Raw genomic sequence first — 18,126 nt, 5'->3', positions numbered from 1 at the left:
GGTGGTTGCATGGTGTGCAACGGTCGTTGCGTGTACCGCTGCCCGTGTCTAACATCCCGCGTGACGGCGGGTCAACGTTTTCCGCGGCGCCGCTGCCGGGGCTCCGCCCCGGACCCCGCGCCTCAAACGCCGGCGGGGCTTGAGGGGAGGACGAGGGATGAGCCAGTCCGTGGAACGGGCGCTCGCGGTGCTGCCGCAGCTCGCGCAGGGCCCGGCCGGCCTGGCCGCGGTCGCCGACGCGCTCGGCGTGCACAAGAGCACCGCCCTGCGCCTCCTGCGCACGCTGCACGCGCACGGCTTCGTCTACCGGCAGGCCGACGGCCGCTACCGGCTGGGGGCGCGGCTCTTCGCGCTCGCCGCCGAGGCCATCGAAAACCTGGACGTCCGCGAGATCGCGCACCCCCACCTCGTCGAGCTGAACAAGGCCACCGGGCACACCGTGCACCTCGCCCTGCACCAGGACGACGAGGTCGTGTACGTCGACAAGGTCGACAGCCGCTACCCGGTGCGGATGTACTCCCGCATCGGCAAGCCCGTGCCCCTCACGGTCGCCGCGGTCGCCAAGCTGCTCCTCGCGGACCTGCCCGAGGCCGAGCGCCTCGCCCTCGCCCGGCGCATCGAGTACCCCCGTTACACCGCCCGCTCCACCCCGGACGCGGCCGCCTTCCTGCGCGAGCTGGACCTCGTACGGGAGCAGGGCTGGGCCACCGACCTCGGCGGGCACGAGGAGTCGATCAACTGCCTCGGCGCGCCCGTGCGCGGGCCGGACGGGCGGGTGGTCGCCGCCCTGTCGCTCTCCGCGCCGGGCGTGGTCCTCGCGGCCGAGGGGCTGCTCGAACTGCTGCCGCTGGTACTGCGCACCGCCGACGCCATCAGCCAGGACTACTCAGGAGCACAGGAGAAGACGTGACAGCGAGCACCGGGACGACAGCGGACACCGGGAAGACCGGGAAGACCGCACTCATCCCCGAGACCCACACCACGCCGCCCGCGCGGTTCTCGCACGGCGTGCGCAAGGGGAACATCCTCCAGGTCGCCGGCCAGGTCGGCTTCCTCCCGCACGTCGACGGCCGGCCGCCGACCGTCGCCGGTCCGACGCTGCGCGAGCAGACCCTGCGGACGCTGGAGAACGTCCGCTCCGTGCTGGAGGCGGGCGGCGCCGGCTGGGACGACGTGATGATGATCCGCGTCTACCTCACGGACACCGCGCACTTCGCCGAGATGAACGCCCTCTACGACGCCTACTTCGAGGAGCAGGGCCTGAAGGAGGCCCCCGCCGCCCGCACCACCGTGTACGTCGGCCTCCCGGAGGGGCTCCTCGTCGAGATCGACGCGCTGGCCGTCCTGGGATAGGCCCTCCTTGGACAGCCGGAAGGGCGCCCCCCTGCCGGTGGGGCGCCCTCGGTTCACCGGTGCGCTAGGCGGTGCAGTACTGGGCTTCCTTGCCGATCGAGCGGTACATGCAGTCCGCGTTCTCCAGCAGCTGGAGCACCGCGTCCTTGTTGCGGGCGGTCTCGCGGTCGATCACCTCGTCCGGCGGGTAGAAGCCGCCCCCGCCGTTCTCCGGGTACATCTCGAAGGTGTAGGCGAAGATCTTCTGGCTGCCCCACAGCCAGTCGTCGATCGTCCCGTCCGTGATGTAGAGGTCGCTCGACTGCTCCGGCGTGTAGCCGTTGCTCGCCGCCATGCTCGTGCCGATCTTCTTGTAGACGGCGAGGTCGTCGGCGGTCAGGCCCGGGGCGGTGTCGTTGTAGGTGTAACCGAAGGGCCAGAGCACCAGCTCGCTGTACGTGTGGAAGTCGATGGCGGCCTTGATCTGCTGCTTGCCGCCGACCACCCGGCCGCGCACGAAGTCCGAGACCACCTTCACCTCGGGCGCCGACTCGGCGGCCGCGCCGCGGTAGGTCTCGGAGCTCTTGCTGCCGCTGGAGCCGCCGCAGCAGCCCCACTTGTAGTTCCAGTTCCGGTTCTCGTCCGTACCGACGTACGAGGAGCCGGAGTTCGGCTGGCGGTTCTTGCGCCAGGAGCGGTAGGAGCCGGTGGCGATGTCGTATTCGCCGCCGTCCGGGTTCAGGTCCGGGATGATCCAGATCTCGCGGCCGTTGACGGCGTTGGTGACCCGGGCGTCGGTCCCGTACTTGGACCCGAACTCGTTGAGCAGGTACAGGGCCATTTCGACGGTCAGGTGCTCGCGCGCGTGCTGGTGGTGCGTGAAGAGCACCTCGGGCTCGGCCTCATCCGTCGCGACGTTGTCGCTGATCTTGATGGCGATCAGGTCCCGGCCCTGGTACGACTTCCCGATCACCTGCTTGGTCATGATCGAGGGGTACTGGGCGACGCGCTGGTTGATTTCGGCGGTCGCCTCGGCGTAGTTGTGGTACTTCGAGTCCGCCGAGGGGAAGTCCATCGGGCTCGCCGCGACACCGGGCAGCGAGCGGTCGGGCGGGCCGGGCAGGGCGTTCAGCTCGTACCCCTGCGCCCGCAGCTTCTTGGCCTGCATGGTGTCGGCGCTGACGACGACCGAGCGGGCGTCGACCTCGTCGATCGAGACGCCCGTACGGAGCAGGGCCGTGCGCTCGGCCGGCGTGGAGGGGCCCTGGATCTCGTACTGGACGATGGCCTCGTCCTGGGTCGCGGTGGAGGGGGTGGGCGGTGGGGACGCCGTCGCGCTCATGCCGTAGGCGGGTGCGCCCAGCGCGAGCGCCAGAAGGGCGGCCGTGACGGCCGCCCTTCGGCGGGAATGGAGCCGCATGCGTTCTCCTGGGTGGGGAGTGTGGGGGGTGGGGGCGGCGGGCGCCCCCGGCCGTGCGGATGCCGCACAGCGTGCTCTCGTGACATGGCCCGGTCAAGTGTCCGATTCAGGCCACCCCCACACCTACCGCCTACGGCAGGCCGTGGACCTTGGGACCCACCGCGTTGGACCAAGCACCACCCGCCTTGGCATCCCAGTTGGTCGACCAGGTCATCGCGCCGCGCAGCCCCGGGTACGTCTTCGACGGCTTGAAGGAACCGCAGCCCGTGCCCCTGGTCAGGCAGTCCAGGGCGTTGTTGACGACGGTCGGGGAGACGTAGCCGCTGCCCGCGCCGCTGGGCGAGGCCGGGACGCCGATGCCCACCTGGGAGGGGTCCAGGCCGCCTTCCAGCTGGATGCAGGCCAGCGCGGTGAGGAAGTCCACCGAGCCCTGGGAGTACACCTTGCCGTCGCAGCCGTTCATCGAGCCGCTGTTGTAGTACTGCATGTTGACGACGGTGAGGATGTCCTTGACGGCCAGCGCCGTCTTGAAGTAGCCGCCCTGCGTGGACTGCATGTCGATCGTCTGCGGGGCCATGGTGAGGACGAGCGAGGGCCCCGCCTTCGCCGACAGCGCGCGCAGCGCCTGCGTCATGTAGGTGGGGTTGAGGCCGTTCTCCAGGTCGATGTCGATGCCGGTGAAGCCGTACTCCTGCATCAGGGCGTACGCCGAGTTCGCGAGGTTGGTGGCGGAGGCGGAGTCGTTGACCGAGATGGTGCCCTTCTCACCGCCGATGGAGAGGATGACCGAGGTGCCGGCCGCCTTCTTCGCGGCGATGTCCGCCTTGAACTGGGCCACGGTGTAACCGCCGAGTCCGGCCGAGTCGAGGTTGAAGGTGATGGCGCCGGGCGTGGTCGTGGCGTCGGCGAAGGAGACGGCGATGATGTCGTACTGGGCGGAGACGTCGGAGATCCGCTGGACCGTCGCGCCGTTGTTGAAGTTCTGCCAGTAGCCGGTCAGCGCGTGCTTGGGCACGGCCGGGTTCGGGTTCGGGTTGCCGCCGCCGGTCGTGGTCCCGGTCACCGGGGCCGACTTCGGGCCCTCGCCCGCCGCGTTGTAGGCGCTCACCTGGAAGGAGTACGAGGTGGCGGCGGCGAGTCCGGTGATCTGGGCCGAGGCGGTGGTGACGGTCCGGACGCGGACGCCGTCCTGATACACGTAGTAGCCCGCGGCCCCGCCCACCGCGTTCCACGAAAGGGTGAGCCCGTTCGTGCTCTGGCCGGAAACGGTGGTCCCGGCCGGTGCGCCGGGCAGGCTCGGGCCGGGGTCGGTGCCCCCGCCGCCGTCCGGACCGAAGACGCTGAACTCGTCGGCCAGGTAGGCCGGCTGGCCGTACCAGCCGTGGGTGTACACGGTGACCTGCGTCGTGCTGGGGCCGGTGGTGAAGGTGGTGGAGAGCTTCTGCCAGCCGCCGCCCGTGCCGGGGGTCCAGGTGGAGACGTCCTGGGTGCCGGTGCCGGTCGCGCCGAGGTACACGTAACTGCCCTGGACCTGGGTGCTCAGCGTGTAGGTCGAGTTCGGCTTGACCGTGACGGTCTGGCTGCAGCGGGCGTTGTCGGAGCCGGCCGGGGTGCCCTTGAGGGCGGCGGCCCCGGCGTAGACGGGCGAGGAGACGACGGCGCCGCCGCCTCCCGTGCACGACCAGTCGGCCAGGCCGGACTCGAAGCCTCCGTTACGGGCGACGTTGACGTCGGCGGCCTGCGCGGTGCCGGTGGCGAGGGCGGTCAGGCCGCCGGCGGCGAGGGTGGCGGCGCCCAGCAGGGCGAGGGAGCGTATGCGGTTCACGTGGGCTCCGTGGGGGGAGTGAGGGGATGTCAGGGTGAGTGGGGCACCCCGCTCACAAGTTGGTCCAGACCAATCCTCGTGTCAAGGGTCTTTGCGAAGTGGCCGGAACTGATCGGTCGTCCGATCCCGGTTGTCCGGTTTTCCGGCCACCTGTGACAGGTACCGGAGGTACGGGTATTCCCAAGGCCCTGCCCTGCCAGGGACGACGCGGATATGGTGCTGGAGCAAGGGGGCGCGCGCCTCGCACGTTTGCGGTCGCGCAGGGGTGAGTGCCGGGCAAGCACCGGGTGAGTACGGGGTGAACGGGGGGATTCGCGTGCCGACCGCCATCGCTGTCACCAGCGCCGATCTGGTGCTTCCGGCCCCCGACCGGCACACACCCGGAGCCGCCGTCCTGCATCCGCCCGAGCAGCTCGACCTGGAGTCCGCGCTCGCCGAGACCAGCGCGCTGCTGGAGAGGCACGGGCACCTCGTGGCCGTCGTACCGCCCTGGCTGCCCGCCGCGACCGTCCGGCGGCTGCACACCGTACGGTCCATCCTGGAAACCGACCGGATCGCGCTCCTCGGCATCGATCTGCCTCCGCTGGGAACGGCCCTGCTGGTACGTCAGCTGCGCCAGCTCAGCGTCTGCGACTTCAGCCCCGGAATCATCGCCTCCGCCGCTCGGCTGCTGTCCCACTACATCCACGCGGGCGCGCTGCTCGGCTCGGTCGCCAAACTCGACCGGGTCCGCGTCCCGGTCGGACTCGGGGCGCACGCCAGGTCCTGGTCGCCGAGCGCGCAGTTCGCCGTCATGGCCCACCCGACGCCGCATCTGGCCAAGCTGGCCAAGCCCGGCGCAGGGACAGGGGCCGGGGCCGGCGTCAGCCAGGACAAGGCCGTGCCGGCCGGACCGGAGTTCGCCACGCACCTCGTCTTCGCCCGCGGCCAGCTCACCTCCGACTGGGTCACGGCCGAACTAGCTCCCGCCTGGCAGGTGCAGGGCGTCATGGAGAACCCGCTGCCCGCCCTGTCACCCGGCTGGTGGGGCACCCCCAAACTCGTCGAGTTCGCCGCCGGGATCCCGGACCTGTCCGTGCTCTACCAGCTGGTCGCCTCGGTCCGCCGCGAGGAGTGCCGCTGGTGCGGCCTCGAACTCATCGGCGACCGCTGCGGCTTCTGCGCCGCCCCGCTGACCGCCCCGCCGGCCGCGCCCCCGCCGTCCACGGCGTCGGCAGCGGCGCGCTCCAGACCCTGACCGACCGATCCCCCCGAACGAACGAAGAACGGCGAGGTAGTAAGGCCCATGAACTCACGCCAGCGCCGCGGCGTCATTCTGCTGCTCCTGTCGGTCCTGTGCGCCCTGGGGGCCTTCGCCGGAGTCCTCGTGGTGATCGGCGACGTCAATTCCAAGGTCGGCGCGGAGGTCGTCGCGTACCGGGCCAAGGGCGACATAGCCCCGTACAGCCCGCTCGCCGCCGGGCAGTTCGAGGAGGTCAGGATCCCCAAGCGCTGGCTGTCCGAGACCGCCGTCACCGACCTCGGAGCCGTGAACGGCAAGATCGCGCTCACCACCCTGAAGAAGGGCTCGCTGCTCCAGGCGGACATGTTCGTCGACCGCCCGCAGCTCCAGCCCGGCGAGCAGGAGATCGCCATCATGATCGACGCGGCCACGGGCGTGGCCGGAAAGATCACCTCCGGCGCCAAGGTCAACATCATCGCCACCTTCAAGGGCGCCAAGGACGGCGACCCGTCCCGGTCGGTGATCATCGTCGCCAACGCGCGGGTCCTCGGCGTCGGCAGGCTCACCGCCCTGGACAAGGACAGCGACCGCAAGGGCCCGGCCGAGGCCGTCCCCATCACCTTCGCCCTGAACACCAAGGACACCCAGCGCGTCGCCTACGCCGAGTCCTTCGCGGAACACGTACGCCTCGCCCTGGTGGCACCCGGCACCGACTCGGCGCCCGGCCCGAGCGACCGTACGTACACCCTCGACGGGGACAAGTGAGGCGCGCATGACCACCCGAATCCTCCCCGCGGTCGGTGACCCGGACGCCGCGCGCGCCGTCTCCACCCTGCTCAGCCAGCTCCCGTCGGCGGAGCCCGCCGCGCCGGTCCCCGACTCGACGTCGCTGCTGGACACCCTCGCCCGCCTCGCCGCCGACTCCGTCGACGAACTGCCCGAGGTCGTCCTCGTCCACGAGCGGATCGGCCCGGTGCCCGCGCTGGACCTCATCCGCGAGGTCGCCCTGCGCTTCCCCGCGGTGGGCGTCGTGCTGATCTCCTCCGACGCCGGCCCGGGACTCTTCTCCGCCGCGATGGACTCGGGGGCGCGCGGCCTGATCGCCCTCCCGCTCTCCTACGAGGAACTGGCGGCCCGCGTCCAGGCCGCCGCCCAGTGGTCCGCGGGCGTACGCCGCCACCTGGGCGGGGGCGCCGCCGACGTCTTCACCGGGCCGGGGGGCCGGGTGGTCACGGTCACCGGGGCCAAGGGCGGCGTCGGCACCACCTTCACCGCCGTGCAGTTCGCCCTGGCCGCGGCCGCCTCCGGGCGGCGTACCGCCTTGGTCGACCTGGACCTCCAAGCCGGGGACGTGGGCTCGTACCTCGACGTGCAGTTCCGGCGCTCCATCGCCGACCTCGCCGGGATCCAGGACATCTCGCCGCGGGTCCTGCAGGACGCGGTCTACGACGACCGGACGGGCCTGGCGCTCCTGCTGGCCCCCGCCGACGGGGAACGGGGCGAGGAGGTCGACGACCGGGCCGCGCGCCACATCGTCGGCGCCCTGCGCAGCCGCTACGAGCTCGTCGTCATCGACTGCGGAACGCAGGTGACCGGCGCGAACGCCGCCGCGGTGGAGATGGCGGACGTGGCGGTGCTGGTCACCACCCCGGACGTGGTCGCGGTGCGCGCGGCGAAGCGGATGGTCCGGATGTGGGAACGCCTCCAGGTGCGCAAGGCGGAGGACACCGCCATGGTCGTCAACCGCTACAGCAAGCACACGGAGATCCAGCCCGCCCTGATCGAGAAGATCACCAAGACCCGCGCCACCCGCACCCCCGTCCCGGCCGCCTTCAAGGAGCTCCAGGCCGTGGTGGACGCCGGCCGGGTCCAGGACCTCGACAACCGTTCGACGGTCAAGCAGGCGCTGTGGACGCTGGCGGGCGAGCTCGGCCTCCTGGCGGCCCCGGACGACGCCCCGGCCGCCGCAACCGCCCCCGCGGGCGGGGCGCTGGCGCTGCGCGCCGCGGGCCCGGTCTCGCGTCTGCGCCGCGGCCGGGAGGGCTGACGGATGCCGTCGCGGAGATCGGGCCGGGTGCACCGGGGCGATCGGGGCCAGGTGGCGGTGGAGTTCGTCGGCATGGTCCCGCTGATCCTGCTGCTCGTGGCGGCGGTGTGGGAGTGCGTACTGATCGGGTACGCGTTCTCCCTGGCCGGGAACGCGGCGGACGAGGCGGCGCGGGCGGGGGCGGTGCACGGCGATGCGGCCTGCCGGGCGGCGGCGCGGGAGCACATCGGGGAGGCGTGGAAGATGCCGCCCGCCCAATGCGGTGCGTCGGGCGACATCTACCGGGCGAAAGTCGAGCTCAGCATCCCGGTCCTCTTCCCGGGGCTCAACTTCGGCTCGATCGACGGCACCGGCGGCGCGGCGATGGAGAAGGAGGCGAAGTGACGTGAGGCGACGCATCCGCTCCGACCGGGGCCAAGTGGCCCTGGAGTACATCGGCTTCATACCGATCCTGCTGTTCGTCGCGCTGTGCGGCATCCAGCTCGGCTGGATCGCGTACGTCCACGAGCAGGCGGACACGGCGGCCCGTACGGCGGCGCGCGTGGAGGCCCAGCACCCGGGCCGGGGGGCGGCGGCCGGTCGCGCCGCCATCCGTGAAGGGCTGAACGCGGAGGTGTCGGTACCTCCGGGAGGTGACGCGGTGACCGCGACCGTGACCATCCGCATCAACTCGATCATCCCCGGGCTCGACATCGCCGACGCCAAGGCCACGGCGGTCATGCCCAACGACGACCCGAAGGGCCCCCGCCCATGAGCCTGCGTTCCCGGGTCAACACCCCCGACGACCGGCACAGCCCGCGCGAGGACGGCCGGCTGGTCTCCTCGTACCGCGCGAAGCTGCTGGAGGAGATCGACCTCGCCGAGATGTCCGCGCTCGCGCCCGCCGAGCGCCGGGCGCGCCTGGAGCGCGTACTGGGCCACATCATCAGCCGCGAAGGGCCGGTCCTGTCCACCGCCGAGCGCGCGCAGCTGATCCGCCGCGTCGTCGACGAGGCCCTCGGGCTCGGCGTACTCGAACCGCTCCTCGAAGACGCCTCCATCTCCGAGATCATGGTCAACGGCCCCGACCAGATCTTCGTCGAGCGCGCCGGCCGCGTCGAGCAGCTGCCCATCCGCTTCGCCTCGCACGAGCAGCTGATGCAGACCATCGAGCGCATCGTCTCCACCGTCAACCGCCGCGTGGACGAGGCCAATCCGATGGTCGACGCCCGCCTGCCCAGCGGCGAGCGCGTCAACGTCATCATCCCGCCGCTCTCGCTGACCGGCGCCACCCTCACCATCCGCCGCTTCCCGCGCGCTTTCACCCTCCACGAGATGATCGGCCTCGGCTCGCTCGACGAGCAGATGCTGCTCCTGCTGTCCGGCCTCGTCGCCGCGAAGATGAACCTGATCGTCTCCGGCGCGACCGGCACCGGCAAGACCACCCTCCTCAACGCCCTGTCCGGGCTCATCCCGGAGGGCGAGCGCATCATCACCATCGAGGACTCGGCCGAGCTGCAGCTCCAGCAGGCCCACGTCATCCGCCTCGAATCGCGCCCGGCGAACGTGGAGGGCAAGGGCCGGATCACCATCCGCGACCTCGTCCGCAACTCCCTGCGCATGCGCCCCGACCGCATCATCGTCGGCGAGGTCCGCGGCGGCGAGACCCTCGACATGCTCCAGGCCATGTCCACCGGCCACGACGGCTCCCTGGCGACCGTCCACGCCAACAGCAGTTCCGACGCCCTCACCCGCCTCCAGACCCTCGCCTCCATGTCGGAGGTCGAGATCCCCTTCGAGGCGCTCCAGGACCAGATCAACAGCGCCGTGAACGTCATCGTCCAGCTCACCCGCTTCGGGGACGGATCGCGCCGCATCACGGAGATCTCCATCCTCGAATCCCACGGCCGCGAACCCTTCCGCATCACGACCGTCTGCCGCTTCGCCGCCCAGCCCATGGGGGCCGACGGCCGCGTCCACGGCTACTTCGAGTACTACCCGCTGCCGCGCCGGATCGCGGAGCGCCTCTACATGCACAACCAGCCCGTCCCGCAGGCCTTCGGGGTCGCGGCCGACGACCCCCTGACGGCTCCCCTCGCCCCCCCGCACTTCCCCCGGACCGCCCTGTGAACCCACTGATCCTCCTCACCCTCGGCGCCACGCTGCTCGCCTGCGTGCTCGTCGTCGCCGGCCTCCAGGCGTACGTCGCCGGGCGCGCCCAGCGCGCCGCACTGATCGAGCGCCTCGCGGCGAGCGGCGTCCCCGAACCCCTGGGGCGGCGGCGCCGCTTCGCGGGCGTCGACCGGCGGCTGCGCAGGACGAAGCTCGGCCGCCGCATCGAGCTGAAGCTGGCGACGACCGGCCTGGACCTCACGCCGGGCGAGTTCTTCGTCGCCATGCTCGGTTCCGTCGCGGCCGTCTGGCTCATCGCGTCCGCCCTCCTCGCACCGTTCTTCGGGCCGGTGGCGGGCGCGATCGGCCTCTGGGCGGCGAACGCCTTCCTGAACTGGCAGCGGCTGCGCCGTACGGAGCGCTTCATCAACCAACTGCCCGACCTGGCCCGCATCCTGGCCAACGCCACCCAGGCCGGGCTGGCCCTGCGGACGGCCATCGGCATCGCGGCGGAGGAGCTGGAGGCTCCGGCCGGCGAGGAACTCGCGCGCGTCGCCGACCGCCTCGCCGTCGGCCACTCCATCGACGAGTCCCTGGGCGAACTCACCGAACGCCTCCCCTCCCGGGAGCTGGTCGTCCTGGTCTCCACCCTCGTCCTGTCGGCCCGCGCGGGCGGCGCGATCGTGGACAGCCTGCGCAACCTCACGGTGACCCTGGAGCAGCGCAAGGAGACGCGGCGCGAGATCCGCACCCAGCTGTCCCAGGTGACGGTGACGGCCTACCTGGTGCCGGCCATCGGCCTCGGCTCCCTGCTGCTGGTCGACATGATGATGCCGGGAGCCCTGGACCGTATGACGGGAGCGTTCCTCGGCCAGACGGCCGTCCTGGTCTCCCTGGGCCTGTTCGCGCTGGGCTTCCTGCTGATCCGCCGCCTGTCGAAGATCGACGTGTGAGGGGGGCGACGGGACGATGACCGCACTTCTGCTCGCGCTGGCCGTGGCCGTGTCGGTGCTCGGCGCCTTCCACGGCATCCGCCTCTACCGCGCGGACGTGAAACTGCCCACCGACCTCGCGCTGGCCCTGGAGGTGGGAGCCACCCGCACGACGGCGGTCGGATCCCTCGTCGACCGCATGGGCATCCGCTGGGCGCCGCTGGTCCTGAGCGCGATGGGCGCGAACCGGGTGGCCCGCAAGCGCCGCCAGATCGACATGGCGGGCAACCCGGCCGGCCTGACGATCGACCGGTACGCGGCCAGGCGCGCGGTGTACGGCCTGCTCGGCGCGGTGGGCGCCTTCTCGATGCTGATCAACGGACAGCTCGTGGCGGCCCTGTTCATGGTCGCCTTCGGCCTGTTCTGGATCGAGGTCGGCCTGTGGTCCGCGATCAGGGTCCGCCGGGACCACATCGAGCGGACCCTGCCCGACTTCCTGGACGTCCTCGCCGTGGTCGTGAGCGCGGGGCTGGGCTTCCGGCAGGCGCTGGACCGGGTGGCGGACAAGTACGAGGGGCCGTGGGCGGACGAGATCCGCATCACGCTCCAGCAGATGGACATGGGCGTCAGCCGCCGGCAGGCCTTCGACGAGCTGCGGCGCCGCAACGACAGCGAACAGGTCGCGCAGTTCGTGACGGCCCTCCAGCAGGGCGAGGAGCTCGGCTCCCCGATCGTCGACACGCTGATCGCCATCGCCGAGGACATGCGCCGTACGGACGCCCAGAACGCCCGCCGCCGCGCGGCCCGGGCCGTCCCGAAGGCGACCTTCGCGGTCACCATGTTCATGCTGCCGGGCACGCTCATCCTGCTGGTCTGCGGTTTCGTGTACGGCGCGAACGTCGACTTCGGCGCGCTGTTCGGGGGTGGCTGAGCCATGGCACGACTGAGCGTGCTCATCGCCGACGACAACCCGGTCATCCGGGCGGGCCTGGCGGCGGTCCTCGGCGCGGCCGGGGACATCGAGGTGACCGCCCAGGCCGTGGACGGCCGCGAGGCCCTGAGCCTGACCCGTCGGCACGCCCCGGACGTGGTGCTGCTGGACGTGCGGATGCCGGGGGTGGACGGGATCTCCGCGCTGCCCCACCTGGTGCAGCTGGCGCCCGTACTGATGCTGACGTACTGCCGGGAGGCCGAAGTCGTCCGCGAGACGCTGCTGTTGGGCGCGGGCGGCTACCTCGTCCACGGCGAGTTCACCCCGGACGAACTCCTCCGCGCGGTCCGCGACGCCCCCCTCGGCCGCCCCCACTTCACCCCGACGGCGGCGAGCGCGCTGCTGGCGGAGCTGCGTACCTCTTCGCATCCGCAACGGGATGTGGCACAGTCTTCCGAGAGGATGCACAACTCTGTTGTCTTCGGGCTGAGTTCCCGGGAGGTGGAGATCATGGATCTGATTGCGTCCGGGATGAGCAACCAGCAGATCGCAGCCGCCTGCTTCATCAGCGAGAAGACCGTCAAGAACCACATCAACCGCATCTTCGCGAAGCTCCAGAGCGCGACGCGCAGCGAGGCGATAGCCCGCTGGCTGGGAACAGCCCGTCCAGGAGTGACCGGTCATGGGTAGACAGAGTGCGCAGTGGGTCCGTAATTGGGTCCCGGGACCCTTGGTGACGAGAGGTAACGCCCCGTACGGTCCGCAAATCGACACCGGTACCGGCCCGGGAGGGAACCCCCATGTCACACAACACCCTGGCAAGGCTGCGGAAGCGGTACGCGAGCACAGGCGCGAGGGACCGCGGCCAGACCGCGTTCGAATACCTGGGGATCATCCTGGTCGTCGTGGTGATCATCGGCGCCATCATCGGTACGGGCATCGGGCAGGCCATCACCACGAAGATCACGGCTGCGGTCGCGAGTATCACCGCCGGCAAGTGACCGGGCGGAGGCTGCGGGACGATCAAGGGCAGGCCTTCCCCATCTATGTCGTGCTGGTGGCAGGTCTGCTCTTCGCCGCGTTGGCGTTCTTCACGGTCGGGCAGGCTTCGGTCGTCCGCAGCGACGCACAAGGCGCTGCGGATGCCGCGGCTTTGGCGGCGGCGCGCGATGCCAGGGACCACCTTGTGCCAGGGCTGCACCTGCCCACGCTCAAGCCGGAGGACTGGAAGGACGTTCTCGAGGGCGGCCGCTTGTACGCGGGTGGCGCCTGCGACGCCGCACGGGACTTCGCCGCGAAGAACGGTGCGACGGCCGACTGCGGCCCCCCTCATCCGCCGCGCTTCACGGTGGAGGTGACGACGTCGCGCACGGTCGGGGACTCCGTGGTCCCCGGGGTCAGCGGTCAGCACGGCACGGCGAATGCCACGGCAGTGGTCGAACCGCGGTGCCAGCTGAGCGGCCGAGTCCCCGCCCCCGATCCGTCGCCTCCGCCGACACCGTCGCCGTCGCCGTCCCCCGGCGGTCACGAGAAGCCGGCCTCGGTCGAGATCACGTGCAAGGGCGGTGGTGTCATCACCTTTGATCCTGCGAAGCCCCAACCCTGGAGCGCGCTGGCAAGGACACTCTTTGCCGTGCGACTGGTCGACTGACTACGAACGACGGAATGAGGAAGCGGCGCACATGAGCACGCGGCACATGGCGAAGGTCCAGGGCGGCACGGCCGTAGCGGTCGTGGCGGCATTGGCCCTCGCGTTGGCTGGATGCGGTAGCGGAGACGACGACAAGCCCAAGGCCGACCCGAAGCCTCAGGCCTCGCAGTCCCAGGGCGGCGGCACTCCGACCAGCGCCCCTTCTGCGACGTCCACCCCGACGCAGGTCATCGCGACGGTGAACGGCGAGGGTGGGATGGTCCTGACGATCAACTCGGCTGCCCGTGAGAGCGGAGGTTTCCTCACCGTGAGCGGCCAGCTCAAGAACACGGGAACGGCTCCCTTCGTGAATACCGCGCCGTGGCGTGGGAACGAACTCAATGCCAGCGGTGTATCGGTCGCCGGTGTGACCCTGGTCGACAAGGCGGCGAAGAAGCGTTACTACGTGCTCCGCGACACTGAAGGTCGCTGCTTGTGCACCACTGGCCTGGCCATCATCGAGGCCGGCCAAGTCGTCCCGTTCTTTGCACAGTTCCCGGCACCACCGAGTGGTACCAACGAGGTGGAGTTCAGCCTCCCCACCTTCGCCACGGCTACCGTCAAACTCTCCGGGTGACCCCATGACAACACGCCACCGCACCCTCGCCGCCACCACCGTGGCCGGCCTCGTCATCGCCGGTGCGCACCTCCTCGGCGCGACGGCAGCGCACGCCGACGACGTCAAGCCCTCCGTCCCCCCCGGCACCGAGCCCTCCGCCTCCGCGCCCGTGCCCATCGACTCCAACGCCCCCGGCCTGAAGATGCCCCAGGGCGGCACCCTCGCGCCGGTCAAGGTGCTCGACATCGCCGAGGTCGTCGAGGACCTCGGGGGTGAGCAGCGCCGTCAGGAGACCAATCAGACCGTCATGATGGCCCTGCAGTCCGAGGTGCTCTTCCCCGAGAACAGCGCCGTGTTCAACGCGCAGGCCGCCGCCCGCATCCAGGCCATCGCCGCCGAGATCAACACGCAGAAGGCGACCCGCATCCGCGTCTTCGGCTTCACCGACGACCAGGGCAGCTACGAACACGGCAAGGAGCTGTCCAAGCAGCGCGCCGACGCCGTGCAAGCCGAGCTGGCCAAGACCGTCACCAACCCGAGCGTCGTCTTCGACGTCCGCGGCTACAGCGAGGACTACCCCATCGCCGACAACAGCACCGAGGAAGGCCGCAAGAAGAACCGCCGCGTCGAGATCACCTTCCCCCGCACCGCCGGCGGCTGACGCCGCCTACTTCGTCGTGACCTGCGCCGGCAGCGTGTAGACGTTCTCCGGCGTCACGATCCGTGTGATCTCCCGGGCGAACAGCGTGCTCGGCTCCTCGCCCTCGGCGGTGATGTCGGTGTTCAGCAGGACGACCATCGTCGCCTGCTCCTCCGGCATGTAGGTGACCACCGCCTCGTAGCCCGGCAGGGACCCGTTGTGCCCGATCCAGCCGTGGAGGTTGAAGATGCCGAGCCCGTATCCGGCGCCCGGCAGGGCGGGTACGACCTTCAGCCGCTGCGCCTGGGTGGCGGGCGTCAGCAGCGTCCCGGTGGCCAGGGTCTTCGCCCAGGACCGCAGGTCCTCAAGGGTGGAGATCATCGCACCCGCGGCCCAGCCCCAGGAGGGGTTCCAGTCGGCCGAGTCCTCGACCTTCCCGGTCAGCGTCTGGTTCGTGTAGCCCTGCGCGTGCGGCTCGGGGAACTCGGCGCCCGTGGGGAACAGGGTGTTCTTCAACTTGGCGGCCGCGACCACCTCGTCGTTGATGTAGTCGTTCAGCTTCTGGCCGCTGGCCTTCTCCACCACCAGCCCGAGCAGGACGATATTGGTGTTGCAGTAGAGGAACTTGGAGCCCGGCTCGAACAGCACCGGGTGCTTGAAGGAGTACTTGAGCAGCTCTTGCGGGGTGAACGGCCGGTCCGGGTCGGTGAACAGCGCCTTGTCGAAGCCGGGGTCCTCGGTGTAGTTGAACAGCCCGCTGCGCATCTCGGCGAGCTGGCGCAGCGTGATCCGGTCACCGTTGGGGACGCCGTCGATGTACCGGCCGATCGGGTCGTCCAGGCCGACCTTGCCCTCGTCCACGAGCTGCAGCATCGCGGTCACCGTGAAGGTCTTCGTCACGCTGCCGATCCGCATGTGCATGTCGGTCCGCAGGGGCGCGCCGGTCGCCTTGTCGGCGACGCCGAAGGCCCGTACGTACTCGCCCTTGCCGGGCGCCGACAGGGCCACCATCACCCCGGGTACCTTCGCCTCGGCCATCACCTTGCGCACGGCTTCGTCCAGCTGCCGCGCCACGGCGGGCGTCAGCTGCGGGAAGTCCCCGTCGACGCGGGCGCGTTCGGACACCGTCGGTGACAACCCGCCGTCCCCGTCCGAGGCGTATCCCGCACCCGCCCCGAGGGGCACCAGCAGCATTCCGACCGCGGCCGTCCCGACCGCCGCCCTCCGTACGCGTGATACGCGTGGCACTCGTGTCGCCATGCCGGGCCTCCTGCGCCGTGAGCGCCGCGAACAGCGGCGCCGAGCCGAGCCCCCCGCCCGTCCAACGTATCCCCGCCCCCTCGCCCCGGCGACCGCACGCCGCGACGCCTACGGGCGGGCGGCGGATACGAGCCTGCGCGCCACCTCGCCGGCCCGCCGCGCCGGCTCCGGGCCGGGATCGAGGGCCGCCACCACCGTGGCCCCCTCGACCAGGATCAGCAGCTGGTCCGCCAGCTCCTCGCGCCCCGGGCCGGCCACCTCGCCCAGCAGGGCCCGCAGGCCCGCCTTGTGGCGGCGTACGACGTCCAGGACCCCGGCGGGACCGGCGCCCAGCTCCCCGAAGGCGTTCAGGAAGGCGCACCCCCGGAAGTCCGGCTCCGAGAACCACCCCGCCAGCCACTCGAAGACAGCGTCGACCGGGTCGGGGGCGCCCGTCACCGCGTCGCGCAGACCGGCCGTCCAGCGCTGGTCGCGGCGTTCGAGGTAGGCCGTGACCAGGGCTTCCTTGGCGGGGAAGACCCGGTAGAGGCGCTTGAGGGGGACCCCCGACTCGGCGCGGATGCGGTCCATGCCGACGGCTTGGATGCCGTGGGTGTAGAACAGCGCCTCCGCCGCGTCCAGGAGCCGGGTGCGGGCCTCTTCGTCGTCCATGCGGGCAGCGTAGTCGAGAATCCCCTTGCGTGGAGAACGGCCGTTCTCTAGCCTCGGAGAACGCACGTTCTCGCCACTCCCCGGGAGGAACCGCCATGACCACCGCCGCCCGCCCGCCCCTGCCGCCCTTCACCGAGGAGTCCGCCCGCGCGAAGGTCCAGGCCGCCGAGGACGCCTGGAACAGCCGCGACCCCGAACGCGTCGCCCTCGCGTACACGGAGGACTCGGTCTGGCGCAACCGCGACCGCTTCCTCACGGGCCGCGCGGAGATCCGCGCGTTCCTCGCGGAGAAGTGGCAGCGCGAGCTCGACTACCGCCTGCGGAAGGACCTTTGGGCCTTCACCGGCAACCGCATCTCCGTGCGCTTCACGTACGAGTGGCACGACGCCACCGGCCAGTGGTTCCGCAGCCACGGAAACGAGCAGTGGGAGTTCGCCCCCGACGGCCTGATGAGCCGCCGCGAGGCGAGCATCAACGACATCCCGATCGCCCCCGAGGACCGCCGCCTCACCTGAAGCGGTGTGACCGGGCCGGTGACGCCCACGTCGTCAGCCGGGTTGAGGGCGACGAGACTTCTCGACCGTACGCATCTCCCCACCGCCCGCGGAGTCGTGCCGTCCGCGTCGTAGATCCGGCTGGAGTGCGCGAGCACCGCCTGCTGCGAGGCCTCGTCCGCGACCGGCGACCCGTAGCTGTGGCCGGGTCGGGGCGTGGCCTCCCGAAGCCGCCGGTTGTGACGGGGTCGGGTGTGTGGCGGGGTGTCCCCGCAGGGCGTCGAACGCACCGCCGCCGCACCCCCCGACCCCCCGAACCGTTCGGCGCCCGAGGAGACACCCCGGCGCGCGCCCGGCCCCGGCGCAGCCGGCCCCGCAGCCCGGCCCGCGACCCGAAGCAACACCCCCCGCGCGCCGCAGGCGCCCCGGCGCACCGGAACGGCCGGCTACGCCTGGTGCGCCTGCGTGATGAGGTCGATCGCGACCTCCAGCGCGGCCAGGCGCGTCTCCTCCGGGTCGCTCTCCATGTGCTGGAGGTACACCATCCCCGCGTGCATCGTGAACAGCGCGCTGACGCACCGCACCTGGTCCGCCAGCGGACCGTCCTGCGTGCGCACGAGTTCCACGAGCCGCAGCAGCCGCTTCTTCATCGTCTCGCCGATGCTCAGCTCACGCATCGTCGCCTGGTTCTCCTGCATGAAGCGGAACAGCGGAGCGCACCCGGCCACGGCCTTGCTGTAGCGCCGCAGGACCTCCTTCTTGGTCTCCAGAGTGCGCGGCTCCTTCTCCGCCCAGGTGATCAGCTCGTCGATCGGCCGGGTCAGGTCCTCGAACAGGCTGATGATGATGTCTTCCTTGGTCTTGAAGTGGTAGTACAGCGCCGCCTTCGTGACCTCCAGCCGCTCCGCGATCTCGCGCAGCGACGTCTTCTCGTAGCCCTGCTCGGCGAAGAGCTCCAGTGCGACGTCCTGGATGCGCTGGCGCGTGTCGCCACGGCGCCGCTGCGGACTGCTGCTGGACATGGCTCTCCCC

The 18,126-nt window shown here is 71.1% G+C and carries 21 protein-coding genes; 16 read left to right on the top strand and 5 right to left on the bottom strand.

Annotation, left to right across the window (positions count from 1 at the left end):
* The first annotated feature begins 157 nt into the window (after positions 1 to 157).
* A complete protein-coding gene (locus ACF059_RS03245; protein WP_392050657.1) occupies positions 158 to 910 on the top strand; it encodes an IclR family transcriptional regulator in 753 nt (250 codons plus the stop codon).
* A complete protein-coding gene (locus ACF059_RS03240) occupies positions 907 to 1,353 on the top strand; it encodes a RidA family protein (RefSeq protein ID WP_392050654.1) in 447 nt (148 codons plus the stop codon). Before ACF059_RS03245 ends, ACF059_RS03240 begins: the two co-directional genes overlap by 4 nt.
* A 64-nt stretch (positions 1,354 to 1,417) precedes the next feature.
* Here ACF059_RS03240 and ACF059_RS03235 read toward each other — a convergent pair whose 3' ends face one another.
* Together ACF059_RS03235 and ACF059_RS03230 are read right to left on the bottom strand one after the other, a co-directional pair.
* A complete protein-coding gene (locus tag ACF059_RS03235) occupies positions 1,418 to 2,752 on the bottom strand; it encodes a M14 family metallopeptidase (RefSeq protein WP_392050651.1) in 1,335 nt (444 codons plus the stop codon).
* A 130-nt stretch (positions 2,753 to 2,882) separates the two neighbouring features.
* Positions 2,883 to 4,577, bottom strand: a complete 1,695-nt coding sequence (locus ACF059_RS03230) for a chitinase (protein ID WP_392050648.1) — start codon at positions 4,575 to 4,577, stop codon at positions 2,883 to 2,885.
* A 316-nt stretch (positions 4,578 to 4,893) separates the two neighbouring features.
* Here ACF059_RS03230 and ACF059_RS03225 point away from each other — a divergent pair, with 316 nt between their 5' ends.
* The 13 genes from ACF059_RS03225 (at position 4,894) to ACF059_RS03165 (ending at position 14,710) form a co-directional block, all read left to right on the top strand.
* On the top strand, positions 4,894 to 5,814 hold the full coding sequence (locus tag ACF059_RS03225; RefSeq protein WP_392050646.1) for a hypothetical protein: 921 nt from the start codon (positions 4,894 to 4,896) through the stop codon (positions 5,812 to 5,814).
* Positions 5,815 to 5,862: 48 nt separating this feature from the next.
* A complete protein-coding gene (gene cpaB / locus ACF059_RS03220; RefSeq protein WP_392050643.1) occupies positions 5,863 to 6,564 on the top strand; it encodes a Flp pilus assembly protein CpaB in 702 nt (233 codons plus the stop codon).
* Between the two features lie 7 nt (positions 6,565 to 6,571).
* The gene (locus tag ACF059_RS03215; protein WP_392050641.1) at positions 6,572 to 7,846 is read left to right on the top strand and encodes a CpaE family protein; all 1,275 of its coding nucleotides are present in this window, start codon (positions 6,572 to 6,574) and stop codon (positions 7,844 to 7,846) included.
* 27 nt (positions 7,847 to 7,873) lie between these two features.
* On the top strand, positions 7,874 to 8,230 hold the full coding sequence (locus tag ACF059_RS03210) for a TadE/TadG family type IV pilus assembly protein (RefSeq protein WP_392050639.1): 357 nt from the start codon (positions 7,874 to 7,876) through the stop codon (positions 8,228 to 8,230).
* Between the two features lies 1 nt (position 8,231).
* Entirely contained in the window at positions 8,232 to 8,600 is a 369-nt protein-coding gene (locus tag ACF059_RS03205; protein WP_392050637.1) for a TadE/TadG family type IV pilus assembly protein, read from the top strand.
* Positions 8,597 to 9,955, top strand: coding sequence for a CpaF family protein (locus ACF059_RS03200; RefSeq protein ID WP_366868147.1), 1,359 nt, complete (start codon positions 8,597 to 8,599; stop codon positions 9,953 to 9,955). The genes ACF059_RS03205 and ACF059_RS03200 overlap by 4 nt, the downstream gene beginning before the upstream one ends.
* A complete protein-coding gene (locus tag ACF059_RS03195) occupies positions 9,952 to 10,890 on the top strand; it encodes a type II secretion system F family protein (RefSeq protein ID WP_366868148.1) in 939 nt (312 codons plus the stop codon). Before ACF059_RS03200 ends, ACF059_RS03195 begins: the two co-directional genes overlap by 4 nt.
* 16 nt (positions 10,891 to 10,906) lie before the next feature.
* Complete coding sequence (locus tag ACF059_RS03190; protein WP_392050635.1) at positions 10,907 to 11,800, top strand: DUF5936 domain-containing protein; 894 nt, start codon at positions 10,907 to 10,909, stop codon at positions 11,798 to 11,800.
* A gap of 3 nt (positions 11,801 to 11,803) precedes the next feature.
* Positions 11,804 to 12,490 carry a response regulator transcription factor gene (locus tag ACF059_RS03185; protein ID WP_366868150.1) on the top strand — a complete coding sequence of 229 codons (687 nt, stop codon included), beginning with the start codon at positions 11,804 to 11,806 and terminating at the stop codon, positions 12,488 to 12,490.
* Positions 12,491 to 12,600: 110 nt separating this feature from the next.
* On the top strand, positions 12,601 to 12,801 hold the full coding sequence (locus ACF059_RS03180) for a hypothetical protein (protein WP_392050632.1): 201 nt from the start codon (positions 12,601 to 12,603) through the stop codon (positions 12,799 to 12,801).
* Complete coding sequence (locus ACF059_RS03175; RefSeq protein ID WP_392050629.1) at positions 12,798 to 13,451, top strand: pilus assembly protein TadG-related protein; 654 nt, start codon at positions 12,798 to 12,800, stop codon at positions 13,449 to 13,451. Before ACF059_RS03180 ends, ACF059_RS03175 begins: the two co-directional genes overlap by 4 nt.
* A gap of 31 nt (positions 13,452 to 13,482) precedes the next feature.
* Entirely contained in the window at positions 13,483 to 14,067 is a 585-nt protein-coding gene (locus ACF059_RS03170) for a hypothetical protein (protein WP_366868153.1), read from the top strand.
* Between the two features lie 4 nt (positions 14,068 to 14,071).
* The gene (locus ACF059_RS03165; protein WP_392050626.1) at positions 14,072 to 14,710 is read left to right on the top strand and encodes an OmpA family protein; all 639 of its coding nucleotides are present in this window, start codon (positions 14,072 to 14,074) and stop codon (positions 14,708 to 14,710) included.
* Positions 14,711 to 14,716: 6 nt separating this feature from the next.
* On the opposite strand, the gene ACF059_RS03160 is transcribed toward ACF059_RS03165, so the two are convergent.
* The gene (locus tag ACF059_RS03160) at positions 14,717 to 15,949 is read right to left on the bottom strand and encodes a serine hydrolase domain-containing protein (RefSeq protein ID WP_392050623.1); all 1,233 of its coding nucleotides are present in this window, start codon (positions 15,947 to 15,949) and stop codon (positions 14,717 to 14,719) included.
* A 108-nt stretch (positions 15,950 to 16,057) separates the two neighbouring features.
* Positions 16,058 to 16,600: a TetR/AcrR family transcriptional regulator gene (locus ACF059_RS03155; protein ID WP_392050621.1), complete on the bottom strand. Its 543-nt coding sequence runs from the start codon at positions 16,598 to 16,600 to the stop codon at positions 16,058 to 16,060.
* 95 nt (positions 16,601 to 16,695) lie between these two features.
* On the opposite strand from ACF059_RS03155, the gene ACF059_RS03150 reads away from it, so the two are divergent.
* Positions 16,696 to 17,115, top strand: coding sequence for a nuclear transport factor 2 family protein (locus tag ACF059_RS03150; protein ID WP_392050618.1), 420 nt, complete (start codon positions 16,696 to 16,698; stop codon positions 17,113 to 17,115).
* Between the two features lie 425 nt (positions 17,116 to 17,540).
* On the opposite strand, the gene ACF059_RS03145 is transcribed toward ACF059_RS03150, so the two are convergent.
* On the bottom strand, positions 17,541 to 18,116 hold the full coding sequence (locus ACF059_RS03145) for a helix-turn-helix domain-containing protein (RefSeq protein WP_366868159.1): 576 nt from the start codon (positions 18,114 to 18,116) through the stop codon (positions 17,541 to 17,543).
* Positions 18,117 to 18,126 lie beyond the last annotated feature (10 nt).

The organism is Streptomyces sp. NPDC016562 (genome assembly GCF_043076955.1).
Lineage (GTDB): Bacteria > Actinomycetota > Actinomycetes > Streptomycetales > Streptomycetaceae > Streptomyces.
The sequence above is the reverse complement of the archived record's forward strand: the minus strand, read 5'-3'. Positions and strand labels throughout refer to the sequence as shown.